This is a genomic window from Cellulomonas sp. NPDC057328 (assembly GCF_042667215.1).
Taxonomy (GTDB): domain Bacteria; phylum Actinomycetota; class Actinomycetes; order Actinomycetales; family Cellulomonadaceae; genus Cellulomonas.
The window spans coordinates 13,355-37,865 of the sequence record NZ_JBHUZW010000007.1 but is presented as its reverse complement, the minus strand read 5'-3'; the positions used below and the strand labels follow the sequence as shown (position 1 = coordinate 37,865).

Sequence of the window (24,511 nt, the reverse complement as noted above, 5' to 3'; positions counted from 1 at the left end):
CGGTCAGACCGCCGGCACGTCCATGTGGTGGCGTCCCACCGGCAGCATGAGCGGCCGGCCCGAGAGCGGGTCGGTGATGATCCGGCTGTCGAGGCCGAACGTCGCGCGCACGACGTCCTCGCTGAGCACCTCGACCGGGGTGCCGGCGGCGTGCACGCGCCCGCCGGCGATGGCCACGAGGTGGTCGGCGTAGCGCGCGGCGAGGTTGAGGTCGTGCAGCACCATGACCACCGTCGTGCCGCGCGCGCGGTTGAGGTCCGTGAGCAGGTCGAGCACCTCGACCTGGTGGCTGACGTCGAGGAAGGTCGTGGGCTCGTCGAGCAGCAGGAGGTCTGTCTGCTGCGCCAGGACCATCGCGATCCACACACGCTGGCGCTGGCCGCCGGAGAGCTCGTCGACGGGCCGGTCGGCGAGGTCCGCCGTGCCGGTCGCCTCGAGCGCGGCCGCGACGGCGCGGTCGTCCTCGCGGCTCCACCGCGAGAGCACCCGCTGGTGCGGGTGGCGTCCCCGCCCGACGAGGTCGGCGACCGTGATGCCCTCCGGCGCGATCGGCGACTGCGGCAGCAGGCCGAGCGTGCGGGCGAGCTCCTTGGCGGGCGTGCGGTGCACCTCCTTGCCGTCGAGCAGCACCTGCCCGCCGCGCGGGGCGAGCAGGCGCGACATCGACCGCAGCAGCGTCGACTTGCCGCAGGCGTTCGCGCCGACGATGGCGGTGACGCGGCCGGGCGGGACGGTGAGGTCGAGGTCGTCGATGACGGTGCGGTCGCGGTAGCCGAGGGTGAGCGCCGCGGCCTGCAGCGTGTGGGACGTGGTCACAGGGAGCCTCCCGCGCGGTTGGTGCGCGCGATCAGGTAGACGAGGTAGGGGGCGCCGAGCACGCCGGTGACGACGCCGACGGGGTAGCGGGTGCCGAACGCGAACTGCCCGACGAGGTCCGCGACGAGCACGAGCAGCGCGCCGACGGGCGCCGCGGGGACGAGCAGCGACCCGCGCGGGCCAAGGATGCGTGACGCGATGGGCCCGGACAGGAAGGCGACGAAGGCGACGGGCCCGGCGGCGGCCGTGGCGAACGCGATGAGCGCGACCGCGGAGCCGATGAGCAGCACGCGCGTCCGCTCGACCCGCACGCCGAGCGCCGACGCGGTGTCGTCGCCGAGCTGGAGCTGACCGAGGTTGCGCGACTGCCCCAGCAGCACGGGGCCGAGCACGAGCAGCGCGACGAGCACGGGGACGACCTCGCGCCAGCCGGCGCCGTTGAGGCTGCCGCTGAGCCAGCGCAGCGCCTCCTGCAGCTCCCACCGCGGCGCCTTGCTCAGCACGTAGCTCGTGACGCTCTCGAGCATCGCGGCGACGCCGATGCCGATGAGCACGAGCCGCGTGCCGAGCACGCCCTGCCGGAACGACAGCACGTAGATGAGCAGCGCGACCCCGAGGCCCGCCGTGATGGCGAACACCGACACCTGCGCGCCGCTGAGCTGGAGGAACACGATGCCGAAGGCGGCGGCCGCGCTCGCCCCCGTGCTGATGCCGATGAGGTCGGGGCTCGCGAGCGGGTTGCGCAGCATCGTCTGGAACGTGACGCCGCCCAGGCCGAAGCACGCGCCCGCGGCGACCGCGAGCACGGCGCGCGGCAGGCGCAGGCGCCCGACGGTGAACGACGCGCCGGGCACGTCCTCACCGAGCAGCACGCGCAGCACGTCGGCCGGCGGGTGGAACGTCCGCCCGACCACGAGCGACGTCGCGAGCAGCACGACGACGAGCACCGCCAGCACGGCGATGGTGCGCCGGCGCGCCGCCGTGCGCCGGCGGCGGGACGCCACGACGGCGGCCTCGACGTCGGAGGCGGCGTCGCGGGCGGTACCGGTCGTCAGGGCCGCGGTCACAGCTCGCGCACCTTCGACCGGCGGACGACGAGGATGAAGAACGGCGCGCCGACCAGCGCGGTGATGATGCCGACGTCGAGCTCCTCGGGCCGCGCGACGACGCGCCCCACGACGTCGGACACGGTGACGAGCGCGGCCCCCGTCAGCGCCGAGAACGGCAGCAGCCAGCGGTGGTCGACGCCGACGAGGAGCCGGCACAGGTGCGGCACGACGAGACCGACGAAGCCGATGGGCCCCGCCACCGCCGTCGCCGCCCCGGCGAGCACCACCGCGCCGGTCGACGCGACGAGCCGGGCGACGACCACGCGCTCGCCGAGCCCCGCGGCGAGCTCGTCGCCGAGGGCGAGGGAGTTCAGCGACCGGGCCGCGAGCAGGCACACGGCCGCGCCGACACCGAGGAACGGCAGCACGACCCCGATCCGCCCGAGGTCGGCGCCGCCCACGCCGCCGATCTGCCACGACCGCACGCTGTCGGCGATGTCGCCGCGCGGCAGCACGACGGCGCTGATGAAGGAGACGAGCGCGGCGGACGTCGCGGCGCCCGCGAGCGCGAGCTTGAGCGGCGTCGCGCCGCCGCGGCCGAGCGACCCGACGACGTAGACGAACACCGCGGAGACGGCGGCGCCGGCGATCGCGACCCAGATCTGCGACGTCGCCGTCCACAGCCCGAACCACGCGATGCCCACGACGACGGCCAGCGACGCGCCCATCGTCACGCCGAGGATGCCCGGGTCGGCGAGCGGGTTGCGCGTGACGCCCTGCATGACCGCGCCGGACAGGCCGAGCGCGGCGCCGACCAGCACCGCGAGCAGCGTGCGCGGGATGCGCTTCGCGACGGCGGCCTGGCTCACGTTCTCGACGGACCCGCCGAGCGCCGCGGTGATGTCGGCCCACGCGACCTCGCGCGAGCCGGTCGTCACGGACGCCGCCACCAGCAGCGCGAGCACGGCGAGGACCGCGACCAGCCAGAGCAGGCGCACCCGCGCCGGCCGTCGCAGCGTGGCGACGACCGGCGCGGTGGGTGCGGCCGCGGTCACTCGGCCGGGACGGCGTCCGCGAGCATCGTCACGTAGTCGTCCAGGACCCACGAGATGGCCAGCGGCGTCGGGTTCGCGGCGGTGCCCAGCGGGCCGCTGCCGTCCAGGGAGACGATCGCGTCGTTCGCGACGGCGGGCATCTGCGACAGCAGCGGGTCCGCCTTGAGCACGTCGACGAGCTCCGCGTCACCGTACGTGACGATGAGCCGGACGTCGTCGAACATGTCGAGCTGCTCGGCGCTGACGCTGCCCGAGAACTCGCCCGAGGCGGAGGCCTCCTCGACCGCGGCCGGCGTGGCCAGGCCGAGGTCCTCGAAGAACGCGGCGCGCGAGTCGTTCGCCGTGTAGAAGTTCACGGTGCTCAGGTCGCTCGTGTCGACGTGGGTGAGGAACATCGTCGGCACGCCCTCGAGGCCCGGGTGCGCCGCGACCGTCTCGGCGATCTCGCCCTCGAGCTCCTCGACGAGCGCCTCGCCCTCGGCCGCCATGCCCATGCCGGCCGCGTTGACGAGGATCAGGTCGCGCCACGACGTCGCCCACGCGGACTCCGGGTAGGCGACGACCGGCGCGATCTCGCTGAGGATGTCGTAGTCCTCCTGCGTCAGGCCGGAGTACGCGGCCAGGATGACGTCCGGCTGCGTGTCCGCGACGGCCTCGAAGTCGATGCCGTCGGTCTCGTCGAAGAGCACCGGCGCCTCGCCGCCGAGCTCCTCGAGCTTCTCCTCGACCCACGGCAGCAGGCCGTCGCCGTCGTCGTCGCCGAAGTTCGCGGCCGCCATGCCGACGGGCACGACGCCGAGCGCGAGCGGGACCTCGTGGTTCGCCCAGTTGACGGTGGCGACGCGCTCGGGCTTCTCCTCGATCGTCGTCTCGCCGAACGCGTGCTCGATGACGACGGGGAAGTCCGCCGTCGCCCCGGCGGTGGCCGCGGGGCTGGTGCCGGCGGTCGAGTCGGCCGCGCTGCTGCACGCGGAGAGGGCCAGGACGACCGATCCGACCGCGGCGAGCGCGGACAGGCGACGGGTGCTCATGCGACAGGGCTCGCTTTCGGGGGATGACGGAGGGGGCCCGACCGTCGCGGTTGCTTAGGTGAGGCTTACCTGTGGAACCGTAGCAGCCGTCCCGAGGTGGTCGGTCCCGCGTCCCGACGGGCGTGGGGCCCCGCAGGGACGGACCGCGCGCGAGTTCGGCCGTCCGCAACGCGGCGTGCGGGCCGCCCGGCCGCCGCCGCTGCGGGCCCCGGCAGACCGTCGCCGCCCGTTATCGCAACCCTCCGCGGACGCCTACGGTGCCGGTGCACCGGCGCGGCCCGGGACCACCGCGGTCCCGGGCCCGTCCGCGTGCCCACCCGTCGTCGTCCCCGGAGCACCATGAGCACGCCCGCGTCCCCCGACCGTCCCGCAGCGCCGAGCGGCGCCCGCCCGACGCCCGCGCAGCTGCACCGCTGGCGCCGCAACCTCGCCAACGAGCGCGCCGAGGCGGCCGTCTACCGCGACCTCGCCGTGCGTCGCACCGGCGAGGAGCGCGACATCCTGCTGGCCCTCGGCGAGGCGGAGCGGCGGCACGAGTCGCACTGGCTCGAGCTGCTCGGCGACGACGTCGGACGTCCGCTGCGCGGCGACTGGCGCAGCCGCGTGCTCGGGTGGCTGGCCCGGCGGTTCGGGTCGGTGTTCGTGCTCGCGCTCGCGCAGCGCGCCGAGGCCCGGTCGACGTACGAGCGCGACGCCGAGGCGACGCCCCGCATGGCCGCCGACGAGCAGATCCACGAGGAGGTCGTCCGCGGCCTCGCCATGCGGGGCCGCCAGCAGATCAGCGGCACGTTCCGCGCCGCGGTGTTCGGCGCCAACGACGGCCTCGTGTCGAACCTCGCGCTGGTCCTGGGCATCGGCGCGTCCGGCGTCGCGGCCGGCACCGTGCTGCTCACCGGGCTCGCGGGCCTCCTGGCGGGCGCGCTGTCGATGGGCGCCGGCGAGTACGTGTCGGTGCGCTCGCAGCGCGAGCTGCTGGAGGCGTCCCGGCCCGACGCCGACGCCGCCGCCGCGCTCCTGCACCTCGACGTCGACGCGAACGAGCTCGCGCTCGTCTACCGGGCGCGGGGCATGTCCGCCGCCGAGGCGCAGGCGCGCGCGGACGTCGTGCTGGCGTCGCTCGCGCAGTGGGAGGCGCGGCAGCAGGTGACGAACTCGCTGCTGCGCACGACGACGACGCTGCCGGGCGGCACGCCGGCGCCGGTGGACGACGACGCGGCCGGGGACGGGGCGGGTGGCGCGACGACGGACGGGGCGGGTGGCGCGGCCGCGGGCGCCGAGCCGGTGCGCGAGCGGGACGAGCACGAGTCGGTCGGCACCGCGTGGGGCGCGGCGGTCGCGAGCTTCTGCTTCTTCGCGTCCGGCGCCGCCGTGCCCGTGCTGCCGTACCTGCTGGGCGCGGAGGGCTGGACGGCCGTCGCGTGGTCCGCGGGCCTCGTCGGGCTGGCGCTGCTCGGGACGGGGTCCGTCGTGGGCCTGCTCTCGGGCGCGTCGCCGCTGCGGCGGGCGCTGCGGCAGCTCGCGATCGGGTTCGGCGCGGCGGCGGCGACGTACGTGCTGGGCCTGGCGTTCGGCACGGGCGCGGTCGGCTGACGCCGGCCGGGAGCGGGTGCGCGGCGGGCGCGTGCCGGCACGCGCGTGTGTGCAGCGTTCGTCGCGCCAGGAGGCACGAACGCTGCACACGCGACCTCGGGAGGGGTGACGCGTGTCGGTGGTCGGCGGGAGCATGGCCGTACCGCCGCCGACGTCGGGTCGGCGACCCCAGGGTGGGAGCGCGCGATGGAGTTCAGGCTCGAGCTCGTCATGGTGCCGGTCAGCGACGTGGACCGCGCGAAGGCCTTCTACGCCGACCACGTCGGCTTCGTGGTGGACCACGACGTCCGCGTCAGCGACGACCTGCGGTTCGTCCAGCTGACGCCCCCGGGCTCGGCGTGCTCGATCGCGATCGGCGAGGGCATCACGGACGCGCCGCCCGGGTCGGTGACGGGGCTCCAGGTCGTCGTCGACGACGCGGACGCCGCCCGGGAGCACCTCGTCGCGCACGGCGTCGACGCGCCGGAGGTGCAGGACCTCGCGTGGGGACGCTTCACCGGCTTCCGCGACCCCGACGGCAACGAGTGGGCGGTCCAGCAGCTCCCGGCCCGGCAGGGTCAGCAGTAAGGCGTGCTACCGCGTGCCACACCTTGCTACCGTGGAGACATGACGGCACAGCCGGAGATCAGCCAGCGCGACCTGCGTCTGCGCTCGAAGGAAATCATGGACGCTGTCGAAGGCGGCCAGGCCTTCGTCGTCACGCGCGACGGGCACCGCATCGGCGAGCTCGTCCCGCTGCGCCGGAGGCGGCAGTTCGTCCCACGGTCGGAGTTCGCCGCCCTGTCGCGCACGGCGCCGGAGGTCGACCTCGAGCGCTTCCGCGCCGACCAGGACGCGACGCTGACCGACGACGGCGTCGACCCCTATGCCCGGTGAGGTCAGCCGCGGGCTGCTCGACACGAACGTCCTGATCCTGCGCCGGTGGATCGACGTCACGCTGCTGCCCCAGGAGGTCGCGGTTTCCGCCGTCACGCTGGCCGAGCTGTCGGCGGGCGTGCACCTCGTCACCGGCGACGACGAGGAGGCCCGAGCCGAGCGCGCGCGACGCACGGACGTGCTGCAGCGCGCCGAGAGCGAGTTCGACCCACTGCCCTTCGACGCCGAGGCCGCCCGCCTCTACGGCCGGCTGGCGGCAGCCGTCCACGGCGTCGGGCGGACGCCGCGTCGTCGTGTCGCGGACCTCATGATCGCCGCGACCGCGGCGGCCCACGGCCTCTCGGTGTGGACGACGAACCCCGACGACTTCGCCGGTCTGGGCGATGTCGTGGGGGTCGTCGCGATCGACCGGCCACGCGCCGCACCCTGACCGTCCGTGTGGCGTGACGCACTCGCGCCTTGCCAACTCAGGTAAGCCTGACCTTATGCTGCAGCCGTGACCGCGACGAGCACCGCCACGGCGAGCGACCTGACGACGACCGAGACCGTCGAGGCGACGCCGTCGGCGGCGACCCTCGAGGCCGTCGAGGTCTCCCCGTTCCGCATGTTCCACGTGCGGGTCGCGCGGCTGCAGCGCATGTGCCCGAGCCTGCTGCGCGTGACGTTCACGGGCGACACGCTGGACAAGTTCGCCGACAACGGCTTCGACCAGCGCATCAAGTTCTTCCTGCCCATCGAGACGGCCGGCTACGAGGGCCTGCTCGACCTCGGCGAGTCCGCCGACTGGTACGGCCGCTGGCGTGGGCTGCCTGAGGACGAGCGCCACCCGATCCGCACCTACACGGCGCGCGGCGTCCGGCAGCCGGCGCGCGAGCTCGACGTCGACGTCGTGCTGCACGGCGACACCGGCCCGGCGTCGCGCTGGGCGTCGACCGCGGAGGTGGGCGACGAGCTCGTCGTCCTCGGCCCGAACGCCGACTGGGCCGGCCCGCACGGCGGCGTCGACTTCGTGCCCCCGGCCCGCACGGACCGCCTGCTCATCGCGGGCGACGAGACGGCCCTGCCGGCCATCGCGGGCATCGTCGAGCGGCTGCCCCGCGACGCGCGCGGCGAGGTGCTCATCGAGATGCCGTGGTCCGACGACCGCCTCGACCTGCACGGCCCCGAGGGCGTGACGGTCCGCTGGTACGGCCGCGACGGCCGCCACCACGGCGAGCTGCTCGTCCCCGCCGTCCAGGCCGCGTGCGCCCGCCTCCTGCCCGGCCAGGCGCCCGTGCCGGACGTCGAGCTCGAGGACGTCGACGTCGACCACGGCATGCTGTGGGAGGTCCCGGTCGACTACACGACCGGCGCCCCGCTCGCCGCCGAGGCGCACCTGTACGCGTGGCTCGCCGGCGAGGCGGGCATGATCAAGACGCTGCGCCGTCACCTCGTGCGCGAGTGCGGCGTCGACCGCAAGGCCGTCGCGTTCATGGGCTACTGGCGCGAGGGGCGCTGCGAGGGCGCCTGAGCCGTCCGGGTGCGCGGTCGCGCAGCCGGGATGCCGACCCTTCCCGTCCCTGCCAGCATCCGGGCATGGACAGACGAGGTGGTGCGGCGGCCGTCGCACTGGCGCTGACGTCGGCGTTCGCGACCGCCTGCAGCGGCCCGCCGGCGTCGTCAGCCCCCGTGGCCGCGGCCGAGGCGTTCTACGCGGCCGTCGCGGCGGGTGACGGCGAGGCGGCGTGCGCGCTCCTGCTGCCGGACGCGGCCGAGGCGGCCGCCGACGACGCGGACGCACCCTGCGCGGAGGCGCTGACGTCCGGGCGGGCCGGCGACGAGCTCGCGTCCCGCGCCGGCGGCCGCGGCGACCCGACGGTGCACGTCGCCGGGCGGCAGGCGCAGGTGCTCCTCGCGTCGGACACGGTGTTCCTCGCGCGGTCGGGCGACGGGTGGGTCGTCACCGCCGCCGGGTGCGACGCCGTGCCCGACCGCCCGTACGACTGCGAGGTGGCGGCATGAGGTCGCAACGCATCCTGTTCACGCTGACGCTCGTCGCCGTCTACGGGACGCTCGTCGTGGCGGCCGTGCTCGCGGCGGTGCGCCGGTGAGCGCGCGGCGCGTGCTGAAGGAGAACGGGCTCGCGCTGTTCTTCGCGGCGATCCTCCTCCTGTCGCTGGTCGGGCAGGCGTTCACCGGCGTCGCGTTCTTCAACGAGGAGCAGCGCGCCGCGGGCCTGGACCCCGTGCCGCTCGGGGACTACCTGTTCTCGTCGGCGTTCGCTGTGGACGTCACGGAGAACTGGCAGTCGGAGTTCCTGCAGTTCCTGCTGTTCATCGCCGCGACGGTGTGGCTCGTGCAGAAGGGCTCGCCCGAGTCGAAGCCGCTCGACGACGCCGGCCGGGAGACCGACGAGGAGCAGAACGTCGCCGAGCACGCGACGCCGGACTCGCCGGCGTGGGCGCGCGTGCGTGGCTGGCGGCTCGGCGTCTACTCGCACTCCCTCACGCTGGTGATGGGGTCGATCTTCCTGCTGTCGTGGCTCGTCCAGTCCATGACGGGGGCCGTCGCCTACTCCGAGGAGCAGATGCGCGACCTGCAGGACCCTGTGCCGTGGACCGAGTACCTCGGCGAGCCCGACTTCTGGAACCGCACGCTGCAGAACTGGCAGTCCGAGTTCCTGGCGGTGCTGTGCATGGTGCTGCTCGCGGTGTTCCTGCGCGAGCGCGGGTCGCCGGAGTCGAAGCCGGTGGGGGCGTCGCACGCGGCGACGGGCGTCGAGGGCTGACGGGCTCGGGTGCCATCGGGGCGGACGCACCCGCGGGCCGCCTCAGCGGTAGAAGCCCTCCCGCAGGTTCACCCCGTGCTCAAGCCACACCTTGAGCGCGGCGAGCATGCCCGTCCAGCCCTCGCAGTTGCCGAACGCCGCGCGCGCGCCGTCGGGCGTGGGGCGCCACGACGACTCCGTGATTGTGACGAGCGTGCGGGCGCCGTCGTCGACCGGCTCGAACGTGAGCTCCGTCCGCGTCGTGCCGCGGTCGCCCGCGGTGGCCTGGCCGTCCCACTCGATCACGAGCCGCCGCGGCGGGTCCGCCTCGACGACGGTGACGGGGAACGCGCCGGGGAAGTCGGCGAAGTCCCAGGTGACGTCGGCGCCGGGCTCCAGCCGGCCGCGCGCGCCGCCGGTGGTGAAGTAGCGCGAGAGCTGCGCGGGGTCGACGACGGCCTCGTACACCTCGGCGCAGGGGCGCGCGATGCGTCCCGACACGGTGAAGGACAGCGCGGTGAGCGTCTCGTCGTTAGACATGTTGTATTCTTACAACATGTCGACGCCGCCCGACAAGGGGTCCGCCGAGGACGACGACCGCGTCTTCAAGGCCCTCGCCGCACCGGTCCGCCGGCGCATGCTGGACGCCCTCAAGGAGTCACCCCGCACCACCGGCGAGCTGTGCGGCCTGTTCCCCGAGCTCGACCGCACGACCGCGCTGCAGCACCTGCGCGTGCTCGAGCAGGCGGAGCTCGTCACCGGGCGCAAGGTCGGACGGGAGCGGCACCTGGCGCTCGCGCCGCTGCCCATCAAGCGCATCCACGACCGCTGGATCAGCGACTACGCACGCGCCGCGGTCGACCTGCTGGACCGGCTCGACCGCGGCTGACGTCGGCGGGTCACCGCCGGTCCGACCGGGGCGGTTAGAAGACCGTGCGCCGCACGCGCTCCGGGTGCAGGACCAGCCGGACGTAGTCCTCGGCGAGCAGGCCCTCGAGGTCACGTGCCCGCACCGGGTCGTCCAGGTCCCAGTACCGGGCGGCGAGGCGCGCGGCGAGCTCGTGCGCGCCGTCGGTCTCGATCGTCACGGGCCCGGACACGGCCACCCAGTGCTCGCGCTCCCCCACCGGCGCCGCGACGACCATCGACGCGCGCGGGTCGGCGCGCAGGTGCCGCACCTTGAGGGCGTCCGGACCGGTGAAGAGCTGCACGGTGTGGTCGTCCGCGAACTCGAACCACACGGGCCGCGGCTGCGGCGGGACCGGGCCGGACGCGACGGTGAAGAACCCGTGCAGCGGCCGGCGCAGCAGCGCGCGGTCCTCGTCGGTCAGGGTGCTCTCGGTGCTCATCGCGCCTCCTCGCTCGGACCGGCCGGACGTCCGCTGCAACGACGCAGACCCGCCCCGTCATCCCACGCCGCCGTCCCGCGAGACCGTCGTCCCGGGGACGTGAGGTCCCGCGCACGACGGTCTCAGCGGACGGCTACCGCGTGCAGGAAGTCCGTCACCGCCGTCAGGTACGTCGCGCGGGGGGTGTCGGCCGACAGGGCCAGGTCGTGGACGCCGTCCTCGACGACCACCTCGCGCACGTCCCGGCCGAGCCCCGGTGCCAGCGCCGCGATCGTCGCGACATCCAGCACCGTGTCCACCGTGTCGAGGTCGTCGCCCTCCGCCAGGTCCGCGCCGGACCGCGCCGAGCGCGCCACCAGCACCGGCACGGCGATGTCGAGCCCGCGCGCCACGCGCCGCTGCCCCGAGCGCACCGCCGCGAGCCACCCCGCGCGCACGGGCACGCCGTCGGGACGCTTGAGCTCGGTGTCGAACTCCCACCGCTCGCGCATCCGCCCGGCGTACCGCGACGGCCCCGACGAGACGACGCGCAGCGGCGCCGACCGTGCCAGCGGCCGCAGCGCCTGGTCCTGCAGCGGCGTCACCCACGACCGCTCCACCGACAGGAACGGGCTGTTCAGCACGACCGCGTCGGCACCGCCGCGCACCCGGTGCGCGTGCGCCCACAGCGCGGCGACGAGCCCGCCGGTCGAGTGGCCGTGCACCACCACGGGCACCCCCGGCCACGCGGTGCGCGCCGCGGCGACGGTGCGCCCCAGGTCCGACGCCTGCTCGCGCAGGTCGCCCTGGTAGTGCGGCACGTCGCCGGGGCGCAGGGACCGGCCGGCGCGGCGGGCGTCGACGGCGAGGAACGCCCACCCCGCGTCGCACAGCGCGGCGGCCAGGTGCGTCTCGAAGTAGTAGTCGTTGTAGCCGTGCAGGTGCACGACGACGCCGCGGGGCGCGGGGGGCTGGTCGGCCGGGCGCACGAGGGTGAGCACGGGTGCGGCACCGCCGGCGCGGACGGCCGGCCACGACGGCCCGGAGTCTGGCCACCAACCCGGCAGCGTGCGGACCTCGTGACCGGCGAGCAGCGGGTCGGGGACCCACCCGGCCGCGTCGTCCGCCGTCCTCGACCGGCCCGCGCCGCCGTCCGTCGCCTCCGTCACGCGTCCATCGTCGCCGGGGCCACGTCGCGCCGCCCGTCGACGCCGAGCCCGCGCGGGAAGCGCACCGGCACGAACAGCAGGAGCCCGAGCAGGAGCACCGCGACGATGCCGAGGATGCCCCAGTACTGCTCGCCGCCGCCGATCAGGATCGCGGTCGAGAACGCCGCCGGCGCGAGGAACGTCGCGACGCGCCCGGTCGTCGCGTACAGGCCGAACACCTCCGTCTCGCGGCCCGGCTCGGCGAGCCGGGCGAGCAGCGCGCGCGACGCCGACTGCGCCGGCCCGACGCACGCGGACAGCACGAGCCCGCCCGCCCAGAACGCCGACGCGCCCACGTCGTGCAGCAGGAAGACGACGGTCCCGGCGACGACGAGCACCACGAGCGACCACGTCACGACGCGCCGCGGGCCGTACCGGTCGTCCAGCCAGCCGGCGGCGACGGTCGCGGCGCCGGCGACGACGTTCGCGGCGATGGCGAACACGATGACGTCGGCGGCCGAGAAGCCGAACGTGCCCGCCGCCAGCACGCCGCCGAACGTGAACACGCCCGCGAGCCCGTCCCGGAACACCGCGCTCGCGACGAGGAACCGCAGCGTCGAGCGCCGGTCCCGCCGCAGCGCGGCGACGTGCCGGCCGACGGTCGCGTAGGCCCCGACGACGCTCACCCGCGCCGGCGCGCCCGGCCGCCGGTGGTCCGGCACCGCGACGAGCACCGGCACGGCGAACACGAGGAACCAGGCACCCGCGACGAGCATCGACACCCGCACGTCGAGGCCGCCCTCCGACGTCACGCCGAACAGGCCGACGTCGGGCTGGATGAAGCCGAAGTAGAGCACGAGCAGCAGCACGATGCCGCCGACGTACCCCGCGCCCCACCCGATGCCGCTGATGCGGCCGATCGTCCGCGGGCCGCTGATCTGCAGCAGCAGCGCGTTGTACGCGACGGACGCGATCTCGGCGGCGATGGTCCCGACGGCCAGCAGCGTCACACCGAGGCGCACCGCGTCGTCCATGCCGCCCTCGGCGGGCTGCACGAACCACAGCGCGAGGATGCTGAGACCGACGACCGCCGACATGGCGCCGAGCAGCGGCCGCCGCCGCCCGCCCGCGTCGGCGAGCGTCCCGAGCGCGGGCGCGGTCAGCGCGACGAGCACGCCGGCGGCGGCGAGGCCCCAGCCGAGCCACTGGCTGTGCAGCGCCGTCGCGGCCGTCTCGTCCGCACCGGGTTCCACGAACGTCGTCCCGGTCAGGTAGACGGTGAAGACGAACGTCGTCACCACCGCGTTGAAGGCGGCCGACCCCCAGTCCCACGCGGCCCACGCGGCCACCTGCCGGCGGACGACGGGTGGCTCGGCGACGGGTGCGCCGGCGGGGACCTCAGCGGTGGGGTGCGCCATGGCGGGAGCGTAGGCCCCGGCGCCCACGGCGGCGTGGCGGCCGGGTGAACGCGGCACGGACGCCTGTCCAGCACCCGACGGCGGCGCGCGCCGCCGGGTGAAGTTCTGCCCGGTTCGTGGCGTTCCGCCCGGTCGCGCGGCCACGATGGCGCCACGACGTCGACGCGGGGGGCGCCATGCGACGGAGCAGGACGACGAGGGCCGCGGTGGTGGCGGCGGTGGCCGCAGCGGCCGCCGTGGGGACGGTCGCACCAGGCGCGGTCGCACCGGCCGCAGCCGCGGCGCCGCCCGCGGCGTGGACGTGCGGGCCGGACGACTGGCTCGACGGGGTCACCGTGCCCGGTGACGTGGTGGTCGAGGGCGACGGCTGCTGGCTCCTCGAGGCGCACGTGCTCGGCGACGTGCGCGTCGCCGACGGCGCGGTCGCCCGCGTGACGGCGACACGGGTCGACGGGGACGTCGTCGTGGGCGCCGGGGCGGAGGCGGACCTCGACGACGTGGTCGTCGCCGGAGGTGTGCAGCTCGACCGTGCCGCCGACGTGCGCATCGTCGGCGAGGTCGGCCGCAGCGTCCGCGGCAAGACGGACCGGGCTCTGCTCAGCGGCACGGTGCGCGGCGCGATCAACATCGCGGTGCCGCAGGCGGTGCGCACGCGCGGGCTCACCCTGTGGCGGGCGGACGTCGGCGGCTGGGTCAACGTGCACGGCGGCGCCACGCACGTCGCCGACGTGACGCTGCGGCGCGGGCTCACGCTGTCGTGGGTGTGGTCGTCGGTCGTGTCCGAGGCGGACGTCGCGGCGGACCTCACGGTGCGGCGCGCGCACCAGCGCGTCGACGTCGGGCACCTGCGCTGGACCGGCGGCGGCTGGGTCGACGGGCCGCCGGCGCGACGGACGACGGTCGGCGGCGACCTGCTCGTGCAGGACAACGCCTCGCGCGTGGTCGTCGGCGCGACGGACGTGGCCGGCGACGTCGACTGCACGGGCGGCGCCGTGACGCCGCGACTGACCGACGTGACCATCGGCGGCGCCCGCACCGGCCGGTGCGCGGGCTGACACGACGACACGGGCCGGCGGAGGACGCCGGCGGACATGACGACGAGCGGGGGCGACGTGGACATGCGTGGACGACGTGCGGTCGGGGTGCTGGGCACCGCGGCGGCGATCCTGGGAGCGGCGGCCGTGCCCGCCGGCGCGTCCGACCCGGGCGTGTTCGTCTGCAACGCCGAGACGTGGCAGGAGTTCCGCACCCGCACGACCTACCCGGGCGACGTCCTCCTCGACGGGTGCGGGCTGTCGGGCGTCCACGTGCAGGGCGACGTGCACGTGACGGCGCCGCCGCCGGAGTTCGGCGGTGACTGGCCCGAGCTGTCGGACGTGCGCGTCGACGGCGACGTGGTCGTCCGCGACGCGATCGTGGAGCTCACCGACGTCACGGTCGGCGGCGACGTGCTGCTGGTGAGCGCCAACGAGGTCGTCCTCACCGGCCGGGTGGACGGGCGCGTGCGCGGGACGACCGGGACGCTCTGGTCGGCGGCGGACGTCGGCGGCATCGACGTGCGGTTCGGGCTGCACGACCGGGGCCGGGACTTCCTGCCGGGCGCGGCGCTGGACGACGAGGACGGCGGGCTGCAGCTGCGGGAGGCGCACGTGCGCGGGGCGGTCACGACCCGCGGCGGCGCGGTGACCCTCGCGGAGACGGTCGTCGACGGGCCGCTCACGTCGTCGTCGCCGACGGGCATGGTGCTGGCCGAGACCGCCGTGGGCGGCGCCGTCACCGTGCGCGACGCGTACGGACGGGTGGTGCTGGGCGGCCTGCGCCGGTCCGACGGCCCCTGGCACTGGATCGACGACGGGCAGCAGCGGCAGAGCAGCTACGGCTCGCTCACGCTCGAGCGCAACCTGGGCCGCGTCGAGGTCGAGCACGCGGACGTCGCGGGCGACCTGGCCTGCGTCGGCAACGCCCTCCCCGTGCTGGTCGACCCGGCGACGACGACGGTGGGCGGTGCGCGCACGGGCCAGTGCACGTGACGCCCGGCCGATGACGACCCGCCGGTGACCCCGTCCGGCGCCGACCCGGCAGGGTCCGGCCGGTCAGGTCACCCGTCGGTGCCGCCCGCGACCAGCTCCACCTCCCCCGCCGGGATCGTGCCGGCCGGGAACCAGACGGTGACGCGCGCGCGTCCCGGCGCGGCGACGGGGGCGACGGTGGCGGTGACGGAGGTGCCGTCGGCGGCGACGCGCACGTCCGCGGCCTCGACACCGCCCACGGTGACGCCCGTCGCGCCGTGCAGCCTGCTGCCCGTGACGGTGATCGTGCCGCCGGACGTCGGCAGCGTGGCGGGCGCGAGGCCCGTGACCGCCGTCCCGGTGCCGTCCGGGACGTACGTGTAGGCACCCGGCAGCACGACGTCCTGGCCGGGCAGGACGACGACGAGGTCGACCGTGGCACCGGGCGGGCCGAGCGGCGCCTCGACGCGCACCGACGAGCCGTCGACGGCCACGTCGAGCACCACCGCGGACGTGCCGCCGAAGGTCACGTCGGTGACGCCGGCCAGGCCCGTGCCCGTCAGGGTCACGTAGGTGCCACCGGCCGCCGGACCCGTGGTGGGCGTGACGCCGCGGACCGCCCCCTCGCCCCCACTCCCGCCGCCGCCGTCGTCGTACGTGTACGCGTCGGCGAGGGTCGCGTCGGAGCCGTCGAGCAGGACGGTGACGTCGACGACGCCCGGCGCGTGCGCGGGCGTGCGCAGCTCCACCGTCGTGCCGTCCGGGTCGGCGCGGTCGACCGCGACGACCGTCCCGCCGACGTCGACGCCCGTCGCCGTCGCGAGGCCCGAGCCGGTGATCGTGACGACGTCGCCGCCGGCCGTGCCGCCGGTCGCGGGGGTGAGCGCGTCGACGCGGGGCGGGACGTACGCGAGGACGCCCGCGTCGAGCTCGCCGTCGGGCAGGACGAGGACGACGGGCGCGCCGCCCTCGCCCTCGACGGCCGGGGCCACGAAGGACACGCGCGTGTCGGTGACGGCGAGGTCGGACACCGGCAGCCCGCCGACCGTCACGTCGAGCACGCCGCCGAGGCCCGCGCCGTCCACGGCGACGGGACCGCCGGACGTCGGGAGGGTGTCGGGCGCGATGCCGTGGACGACGACCCCCGGACCGTCGCCGACGTAGGTGAACGTGGCCGGCGCCGGGTCCCGGCCGGGGAGCGCCACCGTCACGTCGACGGTCCCGGGTTCGCGCGCCGGCGGGACGACCGACAGCGCCGCCGGACCCATCCGGCGCAGGCCCGTGGCGCGGACGCCGTCGAAGCGCACGGCGGAGGCGGTGCCCACCCGCGGACCCGTGAGCAGCACGCGGACGCCGCCGGCAGCCGGCCCCTCGGCGGGGTGCAGCGCCACCGTCGAGGCACCCCCGCGGTCCACGACCGCCGCGCGCGCGACGGCCGCCGGCCCGGCCGGGAGCGCCGCGTCGGCCCTCTCGCCGTACCCCACCACGGCGCCGAGCGCCAGCAGCGCCACGACCACGTGCACCGCGACCGCCCGCCCCGGTCCGCGCCGCGCACGTCCCCCCACCTGCGACATGGAGCCCCCCGCCCCGGGACGCGCCCGGCCGACCGACCGGTGACCCGTCCCTCCCGCATCACACCTCGCGCCACCGCCCCCGCGCGACCCCCCGGGGCGTCCGGATCGTCCCGTTCGGGCGATGTTCACCCGCCCCACCGGTCGACGGTGCGGCGGTCAGCGGCGCCGGCTGTCAGCGGCGCCGGCGGAACAGCAGCCCCGCGACGACGCGCGCGACGACGAGCAGCGCCACCCACCAGGCGACGGCGACGGCCGCCGACGAGCCGACGGGCGCCCCGAGCAGCAGCGCCCGCAGCGCGTCCGCGGTGGGCGTCACGGGGTTGAGCCCCGCGACGGTCGCGAGCACGCCCGGCATGGTGCCGACCGGGACGAACGCGCTCGACAGGTACGGCAGGAAGAGGATGACGAACGTGAAACCGCTGGCCGCCTCGGGCCCGGACGCGACGAGCCCGATCGCCACCGCCACCCAGGTGAGCGCGAGCACGTAGACCACGAGGACGCCCAGCGCGGCGGCCCAGTCCCCGGCGGACGCGGCCGGGTCGAACCCGACGAGCAGCGCGACGGCGACCACGAGCGCGGTGGACACCGCGTTGCGCGCGAGGCTCGCCACGACATGCCCGGTGAGGACCGCCCCGGCCGGCACCGGCATGCTGCGGAAGCGGTCGACGATGCCGTTCGTCATGTCGCTCGCGACGTCCACGGCGGTCGTCGCGGCGCCGTACCCGGCGGTGAGCAGCACGATCGCCGGCACGACGAAGTCGACGTACGCCATGCCGGTGCTGATCGCGCCGCCGAAGACGTAGACGAACATCAGCAGCAGCACGACCGGCAGCAGCACCGCGAGCAGCAGCGTGTCGAGCTGGCGCGTGGAGCGGCGCAGGCTCCGGCCGACCAGCGCGAGCGTGTCGCGCACGGCGTCGCGCACGCCCGGCGGCGGCGGGACGGGGCGCGGGGTGAGGTCGAGGACGGTCATCGGGACTCCTGGTGGGACGGGCGGGACGCGGCGGGCGTGGCCGAGGCCGCGTGCGGGGTGGACGGCGCCGCGCCGGACGCGGCGAGCGCGGGTGAGCGGTCGCCGGCCGGCCGCAGGAGGCCGGCGTCGTGCCCGGTCAGGGCGAGGAAGGCGTCGTCGAGCGTGGGCGTGCGCACCTGCCAGTGCTCGACCGCGAGGCCGCGGTGCTCCACGTCACCGAGGACCCGTCGCACGTCGGCGACCGTGCCGTCGGTGGCCAGCCGCTCGGTGGTGCCGTCCGCGAGCGCGAGCTCGACGTGCGCCGGTCCGACGGCGGCCTTGAGCTGCGCGGCGGTGCCCTCCGCGACGACGACGCCGCGGTCGACGACCGCCACCCGGTGCGCCAGCGCATCGGCCTCCTCCAGGTACTGCGTCGTGAGCAGGACCGTCCCGCCCGCCGTGACGACGGATCGGACCACGTCCCAGAGCGCCGCGCGGCTGCGGGGGTCCAGTCCTGTGGTGGGCTCGTCCAGGACGAGGACCTGGGGTCGGCTCAGCAGGCTGACGGCCAGGTCGAGCCGACGCCGCATGCCACCGGAGTAGGTCCGCACCGTGCGCCGCGCCGCGTCGGTGAGGTCGAAGAGCGCGAGCATCTCGTCGACGCGCGGGCGTGCCTGCTGCCGCGGGAGGTGCGCCAGGCGGGCCGCGAGCCGCAGGTTCTCCTCACCCGTGAGCAGCTCGTCGACGGCGGCGTACTGGCCGGTGAGGCTCAGGGCGGCGCGGACGCGGGCCGGCTCGCGGCGCACGTCGAACCCGGCGACGCGCGCCGTGCCGCCGTCCGGCGCGACGAGCGTCGACAGGATCCGCACCGCCGTCGTCTTCCCCGCGCCGTTGGGCCCCAGCAGGGCGAGGACCTGGCCCCGCCGGGCGGTCAGGTCGACGCCGTCGAGCACGGTCCGGCCGCCGTAGGCCTTGCGCAGGCCGCGGACCTCGATGACGGGCTCGTCCATCGGGCACCTCCTTCTGTGTACGTCGCAAACTGTGTGTGTATGTCATACACACTTGTAGGATCGGGCGTCAATGGACGACCACCTCCCGTCCCCGTCGACGACGGCGGACGAGCAGCGCCGCGACGACGCGCCCGCGGCCGCCGACGCCGCGCGCGAGGCGGCCCGCGCGCGGCGCGACGCCGAGCAGGCGGCGCGGGCGGAGGCCCTCGCGGCACGTCGTGCGGCGCACTCCCCGGACCGCGCCACCGCGCCCGACCTCAGCGACGTCCCGCCGGACGTCGCAGTGCTCTGGCGCACCCCCGCCCCCGCGCGCCGTGGCCCGCGCCCGGGCCTGTCGCTCGCGCAGATCGCCGACGCCGGCATCGCGCTCGCCGACGCGGAGGGCCTCGACGCGGTCTCCATGGCGCGCGTGGCGGAGTCGCTGGGCTTCACGACGATGTCGCTCTACCGGTACGTGACGAGCAAGGACCAGGTCCTCATGCTCATGGCCGACCGCGCCGCCGGGCAGCCGCCGCACGTCGGCCCGGAGGTCGGCGGCTGGCGCGCGCGCACCGAGCTGCTGCTCGAGCTCCAGCGCCCCGTCCTCGCCGCGCACCCGTGGCTCGCACGGACGACGAGCACGCTGTTCGCGGTCGGGCCGAACCGGCTCGCGTGGATGGACGCGATGCTGGCGTGCCTGGAGGACACGCGGCTCTCCGAGGCGGAGAAGCTCCACGTGGTGGGCGTGCTGTCGGCCCACCAGCTCGACTGGGCACGCCTGATCGAGGCCTACGCGGCACGCGAGCGGACGGCCGGCGAGGGCGACGGCGCCGACCCCGACGCGGTCATCGCGCGTTTCGTCGACCCGGTCGCGCACCCCGCGCTCGCGCGCGCGGTGGCGGGCGGCGCGCTCGACCCGGCCGCCGCGCCACCCGGGGCCGAGGGGACGGGGCTCGACTTCGGCACGCGCGTGATCCTCGACGGGATCGCGGAGCTGGTCCGGCAGCGCGCGGAGCAGTGACCCGGACCGTCGTCGACCCGACCCCAGCCCGGGCGCAAGGACGGCAGGCCCACACCGCCCGGCCGGCAGGCGCCGCGATGTCGCCGGTGGCGAGCACACTCGCCGCATGACCGAGACGCCCGCGCCCCCCGACCCCGTCCTGCCGCCGGCAGGCGACGCCCTCCCCCTCGTCGCCGGCCGCTGCTTCGGCGACGGCGACCCGCTCTACGCCGCGTACCACGACGACGAGTGGGGCGTGCCGGTGCACGACGAGCACGCGCTCTTCGAGCGCCTCGCGCTCGAGGCGTTCCAGTCCGGCCTCGCGTGGATCACGATCCTGCGCAAGCGGCCCGCGTTCCGGACCGCGTTCGCGGGGTTCGACCCGGAGGTGGTCGCGCGGTTCGGCGAGGACGACGTCGCGCGCCTGCTCGCGGACGCCGCGATCGTGCGCAACCGCGCCAAGATCGAGGCGACGGTCGCGAACGCCCGCGCGCTGCTCGCGCTGCACGAGGCCGGCCGCACCGTCGACGAGGTCCTCTGGTCGCACGCCCCGGAAGCGCCGCGCGAACGCCCGGCGACGTGGGTCGACGTGCCGGGCCGCACCGCGGAGTCGGCGGCCCTGGCGCGGGAGCTGCGGGGTCTCGGCTTCCGGTTCGTCGGCCCCACCACGGCGTACGCGGCGATGCAGGCGTGCGGCGTCGTCGACGACCACCTCGCCACGTGCCCGGTCGTGTCACGACGCTGACGCACGACCGTGCGGGCGAACCGGTCAGCGCCGGACGGAACGGACGGCGTCCGGGGTCCCGGATGCTCCGCTGGGGTGACACGCGGTCCGGACACCTGTCCAGGACCCGGGAGCGCACTAAGGTGCCGCGCATGGTGGAGCAGCGCGACGGCGACGGACGGCACGACGCCGTGCGTGCCGCCCAGGACGCCTGGGAGTCCTCCGCCGCCCCCGACCCGAGCGTCCTCGCCGCGGTCCAGGACGGCCTGCTGTCCGTGCCGGCGGGGTCTCCGAGCGCGTGGTTCGGCGTGCCGCGCCAGCGCCGGTCCCGCGAGCAGCAGCCGTCGCAGTCGCTGCACCGCCGCGAGCGCTGAGGCGCCGTACCGTCCCGGCGGCACGCCCGGTCGTGACCGCTGCACGGCCCGGATCGCCGCCCGGCCCTCGCCGGTGCGCGTCCTGATCGCTGCACGGGACCGCTCGTCTCACTGACCGGGCGCCTCTGTCCGCCATCCGGGCACGCTCGCTACGCTCACCTCGACCATCCAGAGCGGCCGAGAGACCTGGCTCAGCGACGCCGCAGCAACCCCCCTCCTCGTCGAGGGTGTGGGTGCTTCCGCCAGGAACGATGGAGTGACGATGAGCGTGCTCACCCACGTCGCCGACCCCTCGGACGGCGTCGCGCCGCCCGCGGGCGGCGGCCTGCCCCGTCCCGGACGCCGCGCCGGGACCGGGCGATGACCGCCGTGACCGACACCCGTGCGCCCGCCGCGACGGTCGAGGTGCCGACGCGCCCCGCGCGCCGGCACAGCGCACCGGCCGCCGCGCTGGACCGCCCGACGGTGTCGTTCGAGCTGTTCCCGCCGCGCGACCTCGACGCCGCGCCGCGCCTGTGGGGCACGGTGCGCGAGCTCGAGTCGGCGGAGCCGGACTTCGTGTCGGTCACCTACGGCGCGTCGGGACGCACCCGGCAGACCACGCGTGCGCTCGTCACGCGGCTGCTGCGCGAGACGAGCCTCAACCCGATCGCGCACCTGACCTGCGTCGGGACCTCGCGCGCGGAGGTCGAGGCGATCGTCGAGGAGTTCCTCGACGAGGGCGTGCGCTCGTTCCTGGCGCTGCGCGGCGACCCGCCGGCCGGGCAGGCGGACTGGCAGCCGCACCCGGACGGCGTCGACACGGCCGCCGGGCTGGTCGAGCTGCTGCGCGAGATCGAGCGCCGGCGCTGCGCCGGCAGCCCGGCCCAGGCGGTCCGCGCCCGGGTGCGTCCGCTGTCCGTCGCGGTCGCGGCGTTCCCGCGCGGCAACCACGCGACCGGCGGCACGCGCGAGCAGGACGTGCAGGCGCTGCTCGCCAAGCAGCAGGCGGGCGCGGACTTCGCGATCACGCAGGTCTTCTTCGACGCGGAGGCGTACCTCGGCCTGGTCGCCGAGGCGCGCCGCGCCGGCGTCAGCATCCCGATCGTGCCCGGCATCATCCCGACGACCGACCCGGCGCGACTGCTGCGGGTGCAGGAGCTCACGGGCGTGCCCGTGCCGCCGTCGCTGCTCGACCTGCTCGGCTCCGTCGACGACCCCGTCGAGCGCCACCGGCGCGGCATCCGCGCGAGCGTCGACCTCGTCAACGGCGTGCTCGACGGCGGCGCGCCCGGCGTGCACGTCTACACGTTCAACCGGCACGAGGCGGCGCTCGACCTGCTCGAGGGCGCCGACCTGCGCGGGGGCCGCACCGCACCCGCCACCGCGGCGACCGCCGCACCCACGACGTCCACCGAGCCCGTCGGCGACCCCGCCGCCGTGCCCACCACGACACCCCGAGGTATCCCGTCATGAGCGACACCGTCCCCACGACCGCCGCCCCGGCGTTCCCCGCCGGCTCCGTCCTCGGCTACCCCCGCATCGGACCGCGCCGCGAGCTCAAGAAGGCGCTCGAGGCGTTCTGGGCCGGGCGCACGTCCGCCGACGAGGTCGAGGCCGTCGCCGCCGACCTGCGCCGCCGCACCCGCACGCGCCTCGCCGAGCTCGGCCTCGCGACCGACGCCCCGGCGATCCCGAGCGCGTTCTCGTTCTACGACCACGTGCTCGACGCCGCCGCGCTCGTCGGCGCCGTGCCGGAGCGCTTCGCCGACCTGCAGGACGCGGACGGCCGTCTCGACCTGGCCGGCTACTCCACGGTCGCGCGCGGCCGCGGCGACGACCTGCCGCTCGAGATGACGAAGTGGTTCGACACGAACTACCACTACCTCGTCCCGGAGATCGGCCCGGGCACCACGTTCCGCTACGCGAGCGACCGCCCGGTGACCGAGTTCGCCGAGGGCCTCGCGGACGGCGTGCTCACGCGCCCGGTCGTCGTCGGCCCGGTCACGTTCCTCGCGCTGGCCAAGCCGACCGAGGACGCGCCCGCCGGCTTCCACCCGCTGGACCGCCTCGACGACCTGCTGCCCGTGTACGCGCGCCTGCTCACCGAGCTCGCGGCCGCCGGCGCGACGTGGGTCCAGCTCGACGAGCCCGCGCTCGTGTCGGACTCGATCGGCGTGCCCGCCGAGACGCTGTACGAGGCGACCACCCGTGCCTACCGCGCCCTCGCGACCGAGCTCGCGCGCCCCGAGCGCCCCGCGATCCTGGTGGCCGCGCCCTACGGCGACCTCGGCCCGGCGCTGCCGGTGCTCGCGGCGACCGACGTGGACGGCGTCGTGCTCGACCTCGTGCGCGGCGAGGCGCCGACCGTCGTCGCCCCCGGCCTGTCGACGAAGGTCGTCGTCGGCGGCGTCGTCGACGGCCACAACATCTGGCGCGCCGACCTCGACGCGAAGCTCGCCGTGCTCGAGCAGCTGGAGACGCTCGCCGCGCGCGCCGTCACGGTGGGCACGTCGACGTCCCTCTTCCACGTCCCGCACACCGTCGAGGACGAGCCGGCGCTCGACCGCACGCTCGCGTCGTGGCTCGCGTTCGCCGACGAGAAGGTGCGCGAGGTCGCCGTGCTCGCGGAGGGCCTCACGGAGGGCCGCGAGGCCGTGCACGAGCAGCTGCTCGCGGCGTCCGACGCCGTGCGCAGCCGCGCCGCGGCCCCCGGCGTCGTCCGGCCCGAGGTGCGCGAGCGCGCGGCCGGGCTCACCGACGAGCAGTTCCGCCGCGGCCCGTTCGCCGAGCGCAAGACCGCGCAGGCGGAGCGCCTGCAGCTCCCCGCGCTGCCGACCACGACGATCGGCTCGTTCCCGCAGACGCCGGAGATCCGCAAGGCCCGGGCCGCGTTCGGGAAGGGCGAGCTCACCGCGGAGCAGTACGAGGACGAGATGAAGGCGGAGATCCGCCGCGTCGTCGAGCTGCAGGAGCAGATCGGCCTCGACGTGCTCGTGCACGGCGAGCCGGAGCGCAACGACATGGTCCAGTACTTCGCGGAGAACCTCGACGGGTTCGCCGTCACCCAGAACGGCTGGGTCCAGTCGTACGGCTCCCGCTGCACGCGCCCGTCCATCCTCTGGGGCGACGTGTCGCGCCCCGCACCCATCACGGTCGGCTGGTCCACGTACACGCAGTCGCTGACCGAGAAGCCGGTCAAGGGCATGCTCACGGGCCCGGTGACGATCCTCGCGTGGTCGTTCGTCCGCGACGACCAGCCGCTGGGCGACACCGCGAACCAGGTCGCCCTCGCCCTGCGCGACGAGATCGCCGACCTCGAGGCCGCGGGCATCGGCATCGTCCAGGTCGACGAGCCCGCGCTGCGCGAGCTGCTCCCGCTGCGCGAGAAGGACCACGCCGCGTACCTCGACTGGTCGGTGCGCTCGTTCCGCCTGGCGACGGCCGGCGTGCGCCCCGAGACCCAGATCCACACGCACCTGTGCTACTCGGAGTTCGGCGAGATCATGGACGCCATCGACGGCCTCGACGCCGACGTGACGAGCATCGAGGCGGCCCGCTCGAAGATGGAGATCCTCGGCGACATCGCCGCCGCGGGCTACCCGCGCGCCGTCGGCCCGGGTGTCTACGACATCCACTCGCCGCGCGTGCCGGGCGAGGCCGAGGTGACGGAGCTGCTCACGGCGGCGGTCCGGACCATCGACGTCGACCAGCTCTGGGTGAACCCCGACTGCGGCCTCAAGACCCGCCGCTACGAGGAGGTCACCCCCTCGCTCGAGCACCTCGTCGCCGCGACCCGCACGGTCCGCGCGACGCTCTGACGGACCGGGCCGGCGTCCGCTCGCGCCGGCCC

General features: G+C 76.0%; 26 protein-coding genes and 1 riboswitch. Of the genes, 15 read left to right on the top strand and 11 right to left on the bottom strand.

Going from position 1 to position 24,511, the window contains the following annotated elements:
• Nucleotides 1-3: 3 nt before the first annotated feature.
• Genes ACFUMH_RS02660 through ACFUMH_RS02645 form a run of 4 tightly spaced genes read right to left on the bottom strand, consistent with a single transcriptional unit; the run spans nt 4 to nt 3,951 of the window.
• The gene (locus ACFUMH_RS02660) at nt 4-816 is read right to left on the bottom strand and encodes an ABC transporter ATP-binding protein (protein ID WP_378199965.1); all 813 of its coding nucleotides are present in this window, start codon (nt 814-816) and stop codon (nt 4-6) included.
• Nucleotides 813-1,883 carry a FecCD family ABC transporter permease gene (locus tag ACFUMH_RS02655; RefSeq protein WP_378199962.1) on the bottom strand — a complete coding sequence of 357 codons (1,071 nt, stop codon included), beginning with the start codon at nt 1,881-1,883 and terminating at the stop codon, nt 813-815. Before ACFUMH_RS02655 ends, ACFUMH_RS02660 begins: the two co-directional genes overlap by 4 nt.
• Nucleotides 1,880-2,920, bottom strand: a complete 1,041-nt coding sequence (locus ACFUMH_RS02650; RefSeq protein WP_378199959.1) for a FecCD family ABC transporter permease — start codon at nt 2,918-2,920, stop codon at nt 1,880-1,882. Before ACFUMH_RS02650 ends, ACFUMH_RS02655 begins: the two co-directional genes overlap by 4 nt.
• Nucleotides 2,917-3,951, bottom strand: a complete 1,035-nt coding sequence (locus ACFUMH_RS02645; RefSeq protein ID WP_378199956.1) for an iron-siderophore ABC transporter substrate-binding protein — start codon at nt 3,949-3,951, stop codon at nt 2,917-2,919. Before ACFUMH_RS02645 ends, ACFUMH_RS02650 begins: the two co-directional genes overlap by 4 nt.
• A 339-nt stretch (nt 3,952-4,290) precedes the next feature.
• Between ACFUMH_RS02645 and ACFUMH_RS02640 the strand changes: the two genes are divergently transcribed.
• From ACFUMH_RS02640 to ACFUMH_RS02610, 7 genes are all read left to right on the top strand, one after another.
• Nucleotides 4,291-5,541 (top strand): VIT1/CCC1 family protein, encoded by a 1,251-nt coding sequence (locus ACFUMH_RS02640; RefSeq protein WP_378199953.1) that lies wholly within the window; start codon nt 4,291-4,293, stop codon nt 5,539-5,541.
• A 186-nt stretch (nt 5,542-5,727) separates the two neighbouring features.
• The gene (locus ACFUMH_RS02635) at nt 5,728-6,108 is read left to right on the top strand and encodes a glyoxalase superfamily protein (RefSeq protein WP_378199951.1); all 381 of its coding nucleotides are present in this window, start codon (nt 5,728-5,730) and stop codon (nt 6,106-6,108) included.
• Nucleotides 6,109-6,147: 39 nt separating this feature from the next.
• On the top strand, nt 6,148-6,417 hold the full coding sequence (locus tag ACFUMH_RS02630; protein ID WP_378199948.1) for a type II toxin-antitoxin system Phd/YefM family antitoxin: 270 nt from the start codon (nt 6,148-6,150) through the stop codon (nt 6,415-6,417).
• On the top strand, nt 6,407-6,847 hold the full coding sequence (locus ACFUMH_RS02625) for a type II toxin-antitoxin system VapC family toxin (protein WP_378199945.1): 441 nt from the start codon (nt 6,407-6,409) through the stop codon (nt 6,845-6,847). The genes ACFUMH_RS02630 and ACFUMH_RS02625 overlap by 11 nt, the downstream gene beginning before the upstream one ends.
• A 99-nt stretch (nt 6,848-6,946) precedes the next feature.
• Nucleotides 6,947-7,927, top strand: coding sequence for a siderophore-interacting protein (locus ACFUMH_RS02620; protein WP_378200038.1), 981 nt, complete (start codon nt 6,947-6,949; stop codon nt 7,925-7,927).
• Between the two features lie 65 nt (nt 7,928-7,992).
• Complete coding sequence (locus ACFUMH_RS02615) at nt 7,993-8,418, top strand: hypothetical protein (protein WP_378199943.1); 426 nt, start codon at nt 7,993-7,995, stop codon at nt 8,416-8,418.
• An 85-nt stretch (nt 8,419-8,503) separates the two neighbouring features.
• Nucleotides 8,504-9,184 carry a DUF6766 family protein gene (locus ACFUMH_RS02610; protein ID WP_378199940.1) on the top strand — a complete coding sequence of 227 codons (681 nt, stop codon included), beginning with the start codon at nt 8,504-8,506 and terminating at the stop codon, nt 9,182-9,184.
• Nucleotides 9,185-9,226: 42 nt separating this feature from the next.
• On the opposite strand, the gene ACFUMH_RS02605 is transcribed toward ACFUMH_RS02610, so the two are convergent.
• Complete coding sequence (locus tag ACFUMH_RS02605; RefSeq protein ID WP_378199937.1) at nt 9,227-9,703, bottom strand: SRPBCC family protein; 477 nt, start codon at nt 9,701-9,703, stop codon at nt 9,227-9,229.
• On the opposite strand from ACFUMH_RS02605, the gene ACFUMH_RS02600 reads away from it, so the two are divergent.
• Nucleotides 9,681-10,052, top strand: coding sequence for an ArsR/SmtB family transcription factor (locus ACFUMH_RS02600; RefSeq protein WP_378199934.1), 372 nt, complete (start codon nt 9,681-9,683; stop codon nt 10,050-10,052). The two genes, ACFUMH_RS02605 and ACFUMH_RS02600, sit on opposite strands and share 23 nt — an antisense overlap.
• A gap of 34 nt (nt 10,053-10,086) precedes the next feature.
• Here ACFUMH_RS02600 and ACFUMH_RS02595 read toward each other — a convergent pair whose 3' ends face one another.
• The 3 genes from ACFUMH_RS02595 to ACFUMH_RS02585 form a co-directional block, all read right to left on the bottom strand.
• Nucleotides 10,087-10,512 carry a pyridoxamine 5'-phosphate oxidase family protein gene (locus ACFUMH_RS02595; protein ID WP_378199931.1) on the bottom strand — a complete coding sequence of 142 codons (426 nt, stop codon included), beginning with the start codon at nt 10,510-10,512 and terminating at the stop codon, nt 10,087-10,089.
• Nucleotides 10,513-10,634: 122 nt separating this feature from the next.
• The gene (locus tag ACFUMH_RS02590) at nt 10,635-11,660 is read right to left on the bottom strand and encodes an alpha/beta fold hydrolase (RefSeq protein ID WP_378199928.1); all 1,026 of its coding nucleotides are present in this window, start codon (nt 11,658-11,660) and stop codon (nt 10,635-10,637) included.
• Nucleotides 11,657-13,057, bottom strand: a complete 1,401-nt coding sequence (locus ACFUMH_RS02585) for an MFS transporter (RefSeq protein ID WP_378199925.1) — start codon at nt 13,055-13,057, stop codon at nt 11,657-11,659. Before ACFUMH_RS02585 ends, ACFUMH_RS02590 begins: the two co-directional genes overlap by 4 nt.
• Before the next feature lie 218 nt (nt 13,058-13,275).
• On the opposite strand from ACFUMH_RS02585, the gene ACFUMH_RS02580 reads away from it, so the two are divergent.
• Nucleotides 13,276-14,112, top strand: coding sequence for a hypothetical protein (locus tag ACFUMH_RS02580; RefSeq protein WP_378199922.1), 837 nt, complete (start codon nt 13,276-13,278; stop codon nt 14,110-14,112).
• 36 nt (nt 14,113-14,148) lie between these two features.
• A complete protein-coding gene (locus ACFUMH_RS02575) occupies nt 14,149-15,087 on the top strand; it encodes a hypothetical protein (RefSeq protein WP_378199919.1) in 939 nt (312 codons plus the stop codon).
• Nucleotides 15,088-15,155: 68 nt separating this feature from the next.
• On the opposite strand, the gene ACFUMH_RS02570 is transcribed toward ACFUMH_RS02575, so the two are convergent.
• The 3 genes from ACFUMH_RS02570 to ACFUMH_RS02560 all read right to left on the bottom strand — a co-directional run bounded on the left by ACFUMH_RS02570 (nt 15,156) and on the right by ACFUMH_RS02560 (nt 18,602).
• The gene (locus tag ACFUMH_RS02570) at nt 15,156-16,640 is read right to left on the bottom strand and encodes an IPT/TIG domain-containing protein (protein ID WP_378199915.1); all 1,485 of its coding nucleotides are present in this window, start codon (nt 16,638-16,640) and stop codon (nt 15,156-15,158) included.
• Nucleotides 16,641-16,812: 172 nt separating this feature from the next.
• Nucleotides 16,813-17,613: an ABC transporter permease gene (locus ACFUMH_RS02565; protein ID WP_378199911.1), complete on the bottom strand. Its 801-nt coding sequence runs from the start codon at nt 17,611-17,613 to the stop codon at nt 16,813-16,815.
• Nucleotides 17,610-18,602, bottom strand: coding sequence for an ATP-binding cassette domain-containing protein (locus ACFUMH_RS02560; protein ID WP_378199908.1), 993 nt, complete (start codon nt 18,600-18,602; stop codon nt 17,610-17,612). Before ACFUMH_RS02560 ends, ACFUMH_RS02565 begins: the two co-directional genes overlap by 4 nt.
• 70 nt (nt 18,603-18,672) lie before the next feature.
• Between ACFUMH_RS02560 and ACFUMH_RS02555 the strand changes: the two genes are divergently transcribed.
• The 5 genes from ACFUMH_RS02555 (at nt 18,673) to metE (ending at nt 24,479) form a co-directional block, all read left to right on the top strand.
• Nucleotides 18,673-19,602, top strand: a complete 930-nt coding sequence (locus ACFUMH_RS02555; RefSeq protein ID WP_378199905.1) for a TetR/AcrR family transcriptional regulator — start codon at nt 18,673-18,675, stop codon at nt 19,600-19,602.
• 106 nt (nt 19,603-19,708) lie between these two features.
• The gene (locus ACFUMH_RS02550; RefSeq protein WP_378199902.1) at nt 19,709-20,326 is read left to right on the top strand and encodes a DNA-3-methyladenine glycosylase I; all 618 of its coding nucleotides are present in this window, start codon (nt 19,709-19,711) and stop codon (nt 20,324-20,326) included.
• A 131-nt stretch (nt 20,327-20,457) separates the two neighbouring features.
• Entirely contained in the window at nt 20,458-20,679 is a 222-nt protein-coding gene (locus tag ACFUMH_RS02545; RefSeq protein WP_378199900.1) for a hypothetical protein, read from the top strand.
• 161 nt (nt 20,680-20,840) lie between these two features.
• A riboswitch (SAM riboswitch) is annotated at nt 20,841-20,948 on the top strand.
• A 91-nt stretch (nt 20,949-21,039) separates the two neighbouring features.
• Nucleotides 21,040-22,134: a methylenetetrahydrofolate reductase gene (locus tag ACFUMH_RS02540; protein ID WP_378199897.1), complete on the top strand. Its 1,095-nt coding sequence runs from the start codon at nt 21,040-21,042 to the stop codon at nt 22,132-22,134.
• Complete coding sequence (gene metE / locus ACFUMH_RS02535) at nt 22,131-24,479, top strand: 5-methyltetrahydropteroyltriglutamate--homocysteine S-methyltransferase (protein ID WP_378199894.1); 2,349 nt, start codon at nt 22,131-22,133, stop codon at nt 24,477-24,479. Before ACFUMH_RS02540 ends, metE begins: the two co-directional genes overlap by 4 nt.
• The last annotated feature ends 32 nt before the right edge of the window (nt 24,480-24,511 follow it).

Bases quoted from the DNA above. Each gene is read 5' to 3' on its own strand.
- ACFUMH_RS02645 (WP_378199956.1), bottom strand. From the start codon at position 3,951: ATGAGCACCCGTCGCCTGTCCGCGCTCGCCGCGGTCGGATCGGTCGTC.
- ACFUMH_RS02640 (WP_378199953.1), top strand. From the start codon at position 4,291: ATGAGCACGCCCGCGTCCCCCGACCGTCCCGCAGCGCCGAGCGGCGCC.
- ACFUMH_RS02635 (WP_378199951.1), top strand. From the start codon at position 5,728: ATGGAGTTCAGGCTCGAGCTCGTCATGGTGCCGGTCAGCGACGTGGAC.
- ACFUMH_RS02630 (WP_378199948.1), top strand. From the start codon at position 6,148: ATGACGGCACAGCCGGAGATCAGCCAGCGCGACCTGCGTCTGCGCTCG.
- ACFUMH_RS02625 (WP_378199945.1), top strand. From the start codon at position 6,407: ATGCCCGGTGAGGTCAGCCGCGGGCTGCTCGACACGAACGTCCTGATC.
- ACFUMH_RS02615 (WP_378199943.1), top strand. From the start codon at position 7,993: ATGGACAGACGAGGTGGTGCGGCGGCCGTCGCACTGGCGCTGACGTCG.
- ACFUMH_RS02605 (WP_378199937.1), bottom strand. From the start codon at position 9,703: ATGTCTAACGACGAGACGCTCACCGCGCTGTCCTTCACCGTGTCGGGA.
- ACFUMH_RS02595 (WP_378199931.1), bottom strand. From the start codon at position 10,512: ATGAGCACCGAGAGCACCCTGACCGACGAGGACCGCGCGCTGCTGCGC.
- ACFUMH_RS02585 (WP_378199925.1), bottom strand. From the start codon at position 13,057: ATGGCGCACCCCACCGCTGAGGTCCCCGCCGGCGCACCCGTCGCCGAG.
- ACFUMH_RS02575 (WP_378199919.1), top strand. From the start codon at position 14,149: ATGACGACGAGCGGGGGCGACGTGGACATGCGTGGACGACGTGCGGTC.
- ACFUMH_RS02570 (WP_378199915.1), bottom strand. From the start codon at position 16,640: ATGTCGCAGGTGGGGGGACGTGCGCGGCGCGGACCGGGGCGGGCGGTC.
- ACFUMH_RS02565 (WP_378199911.1), bottom strand. From the start codon at position 17,613: ATGACCGTCCTCGACCTCACCCCGCGCCCCGTCCCGCCGCCGCCGGGC.
- ACFUMH_RS02560 (WP_378199908.1), bottom strand. From the start codon at position 18,602: ATGGACGAGCCCGTCATCGAGGTCCGCGGCCTGCGCAAGGCCTACGGC.
- ACFUMH_RS02555 (WP_378199905.1), top strand. From the start codon at position 18,673: ATGGACGACCACCTCCCGTCCCCGTCGACGACGGCGGACGAGCAGCGC.
- ACFUMH_RS02550 (WP_378199902.1), top strand. From the start codon at position 19,709: ATGACCGAGACGCCCGCGCCCCCCGACCCCGTCCTGCCGCCGGCAGGC.
- ACFUMH_RS02545 (WP_378199900.1), top strand. From the start codon at position 20,458: ATGGTGGAGCAGCGCGACGGCGACGGACGGCACGACGCCGTGCGTGCC.
- ACFUMH_RS02540 (WP_378199897.1), top strand. From the start codon at position 21,040: ATGACCGCCGTGACCGACACCCGTGCGCCCGCCGCGACGGTCGAGGTG.
- metE (WP_378199894.1), top strand. From the start codon at position 22,131: ATGAGCGACACCGTCCCCACGACCGCCGCCCCGGCGTTCCCCGCCGGC.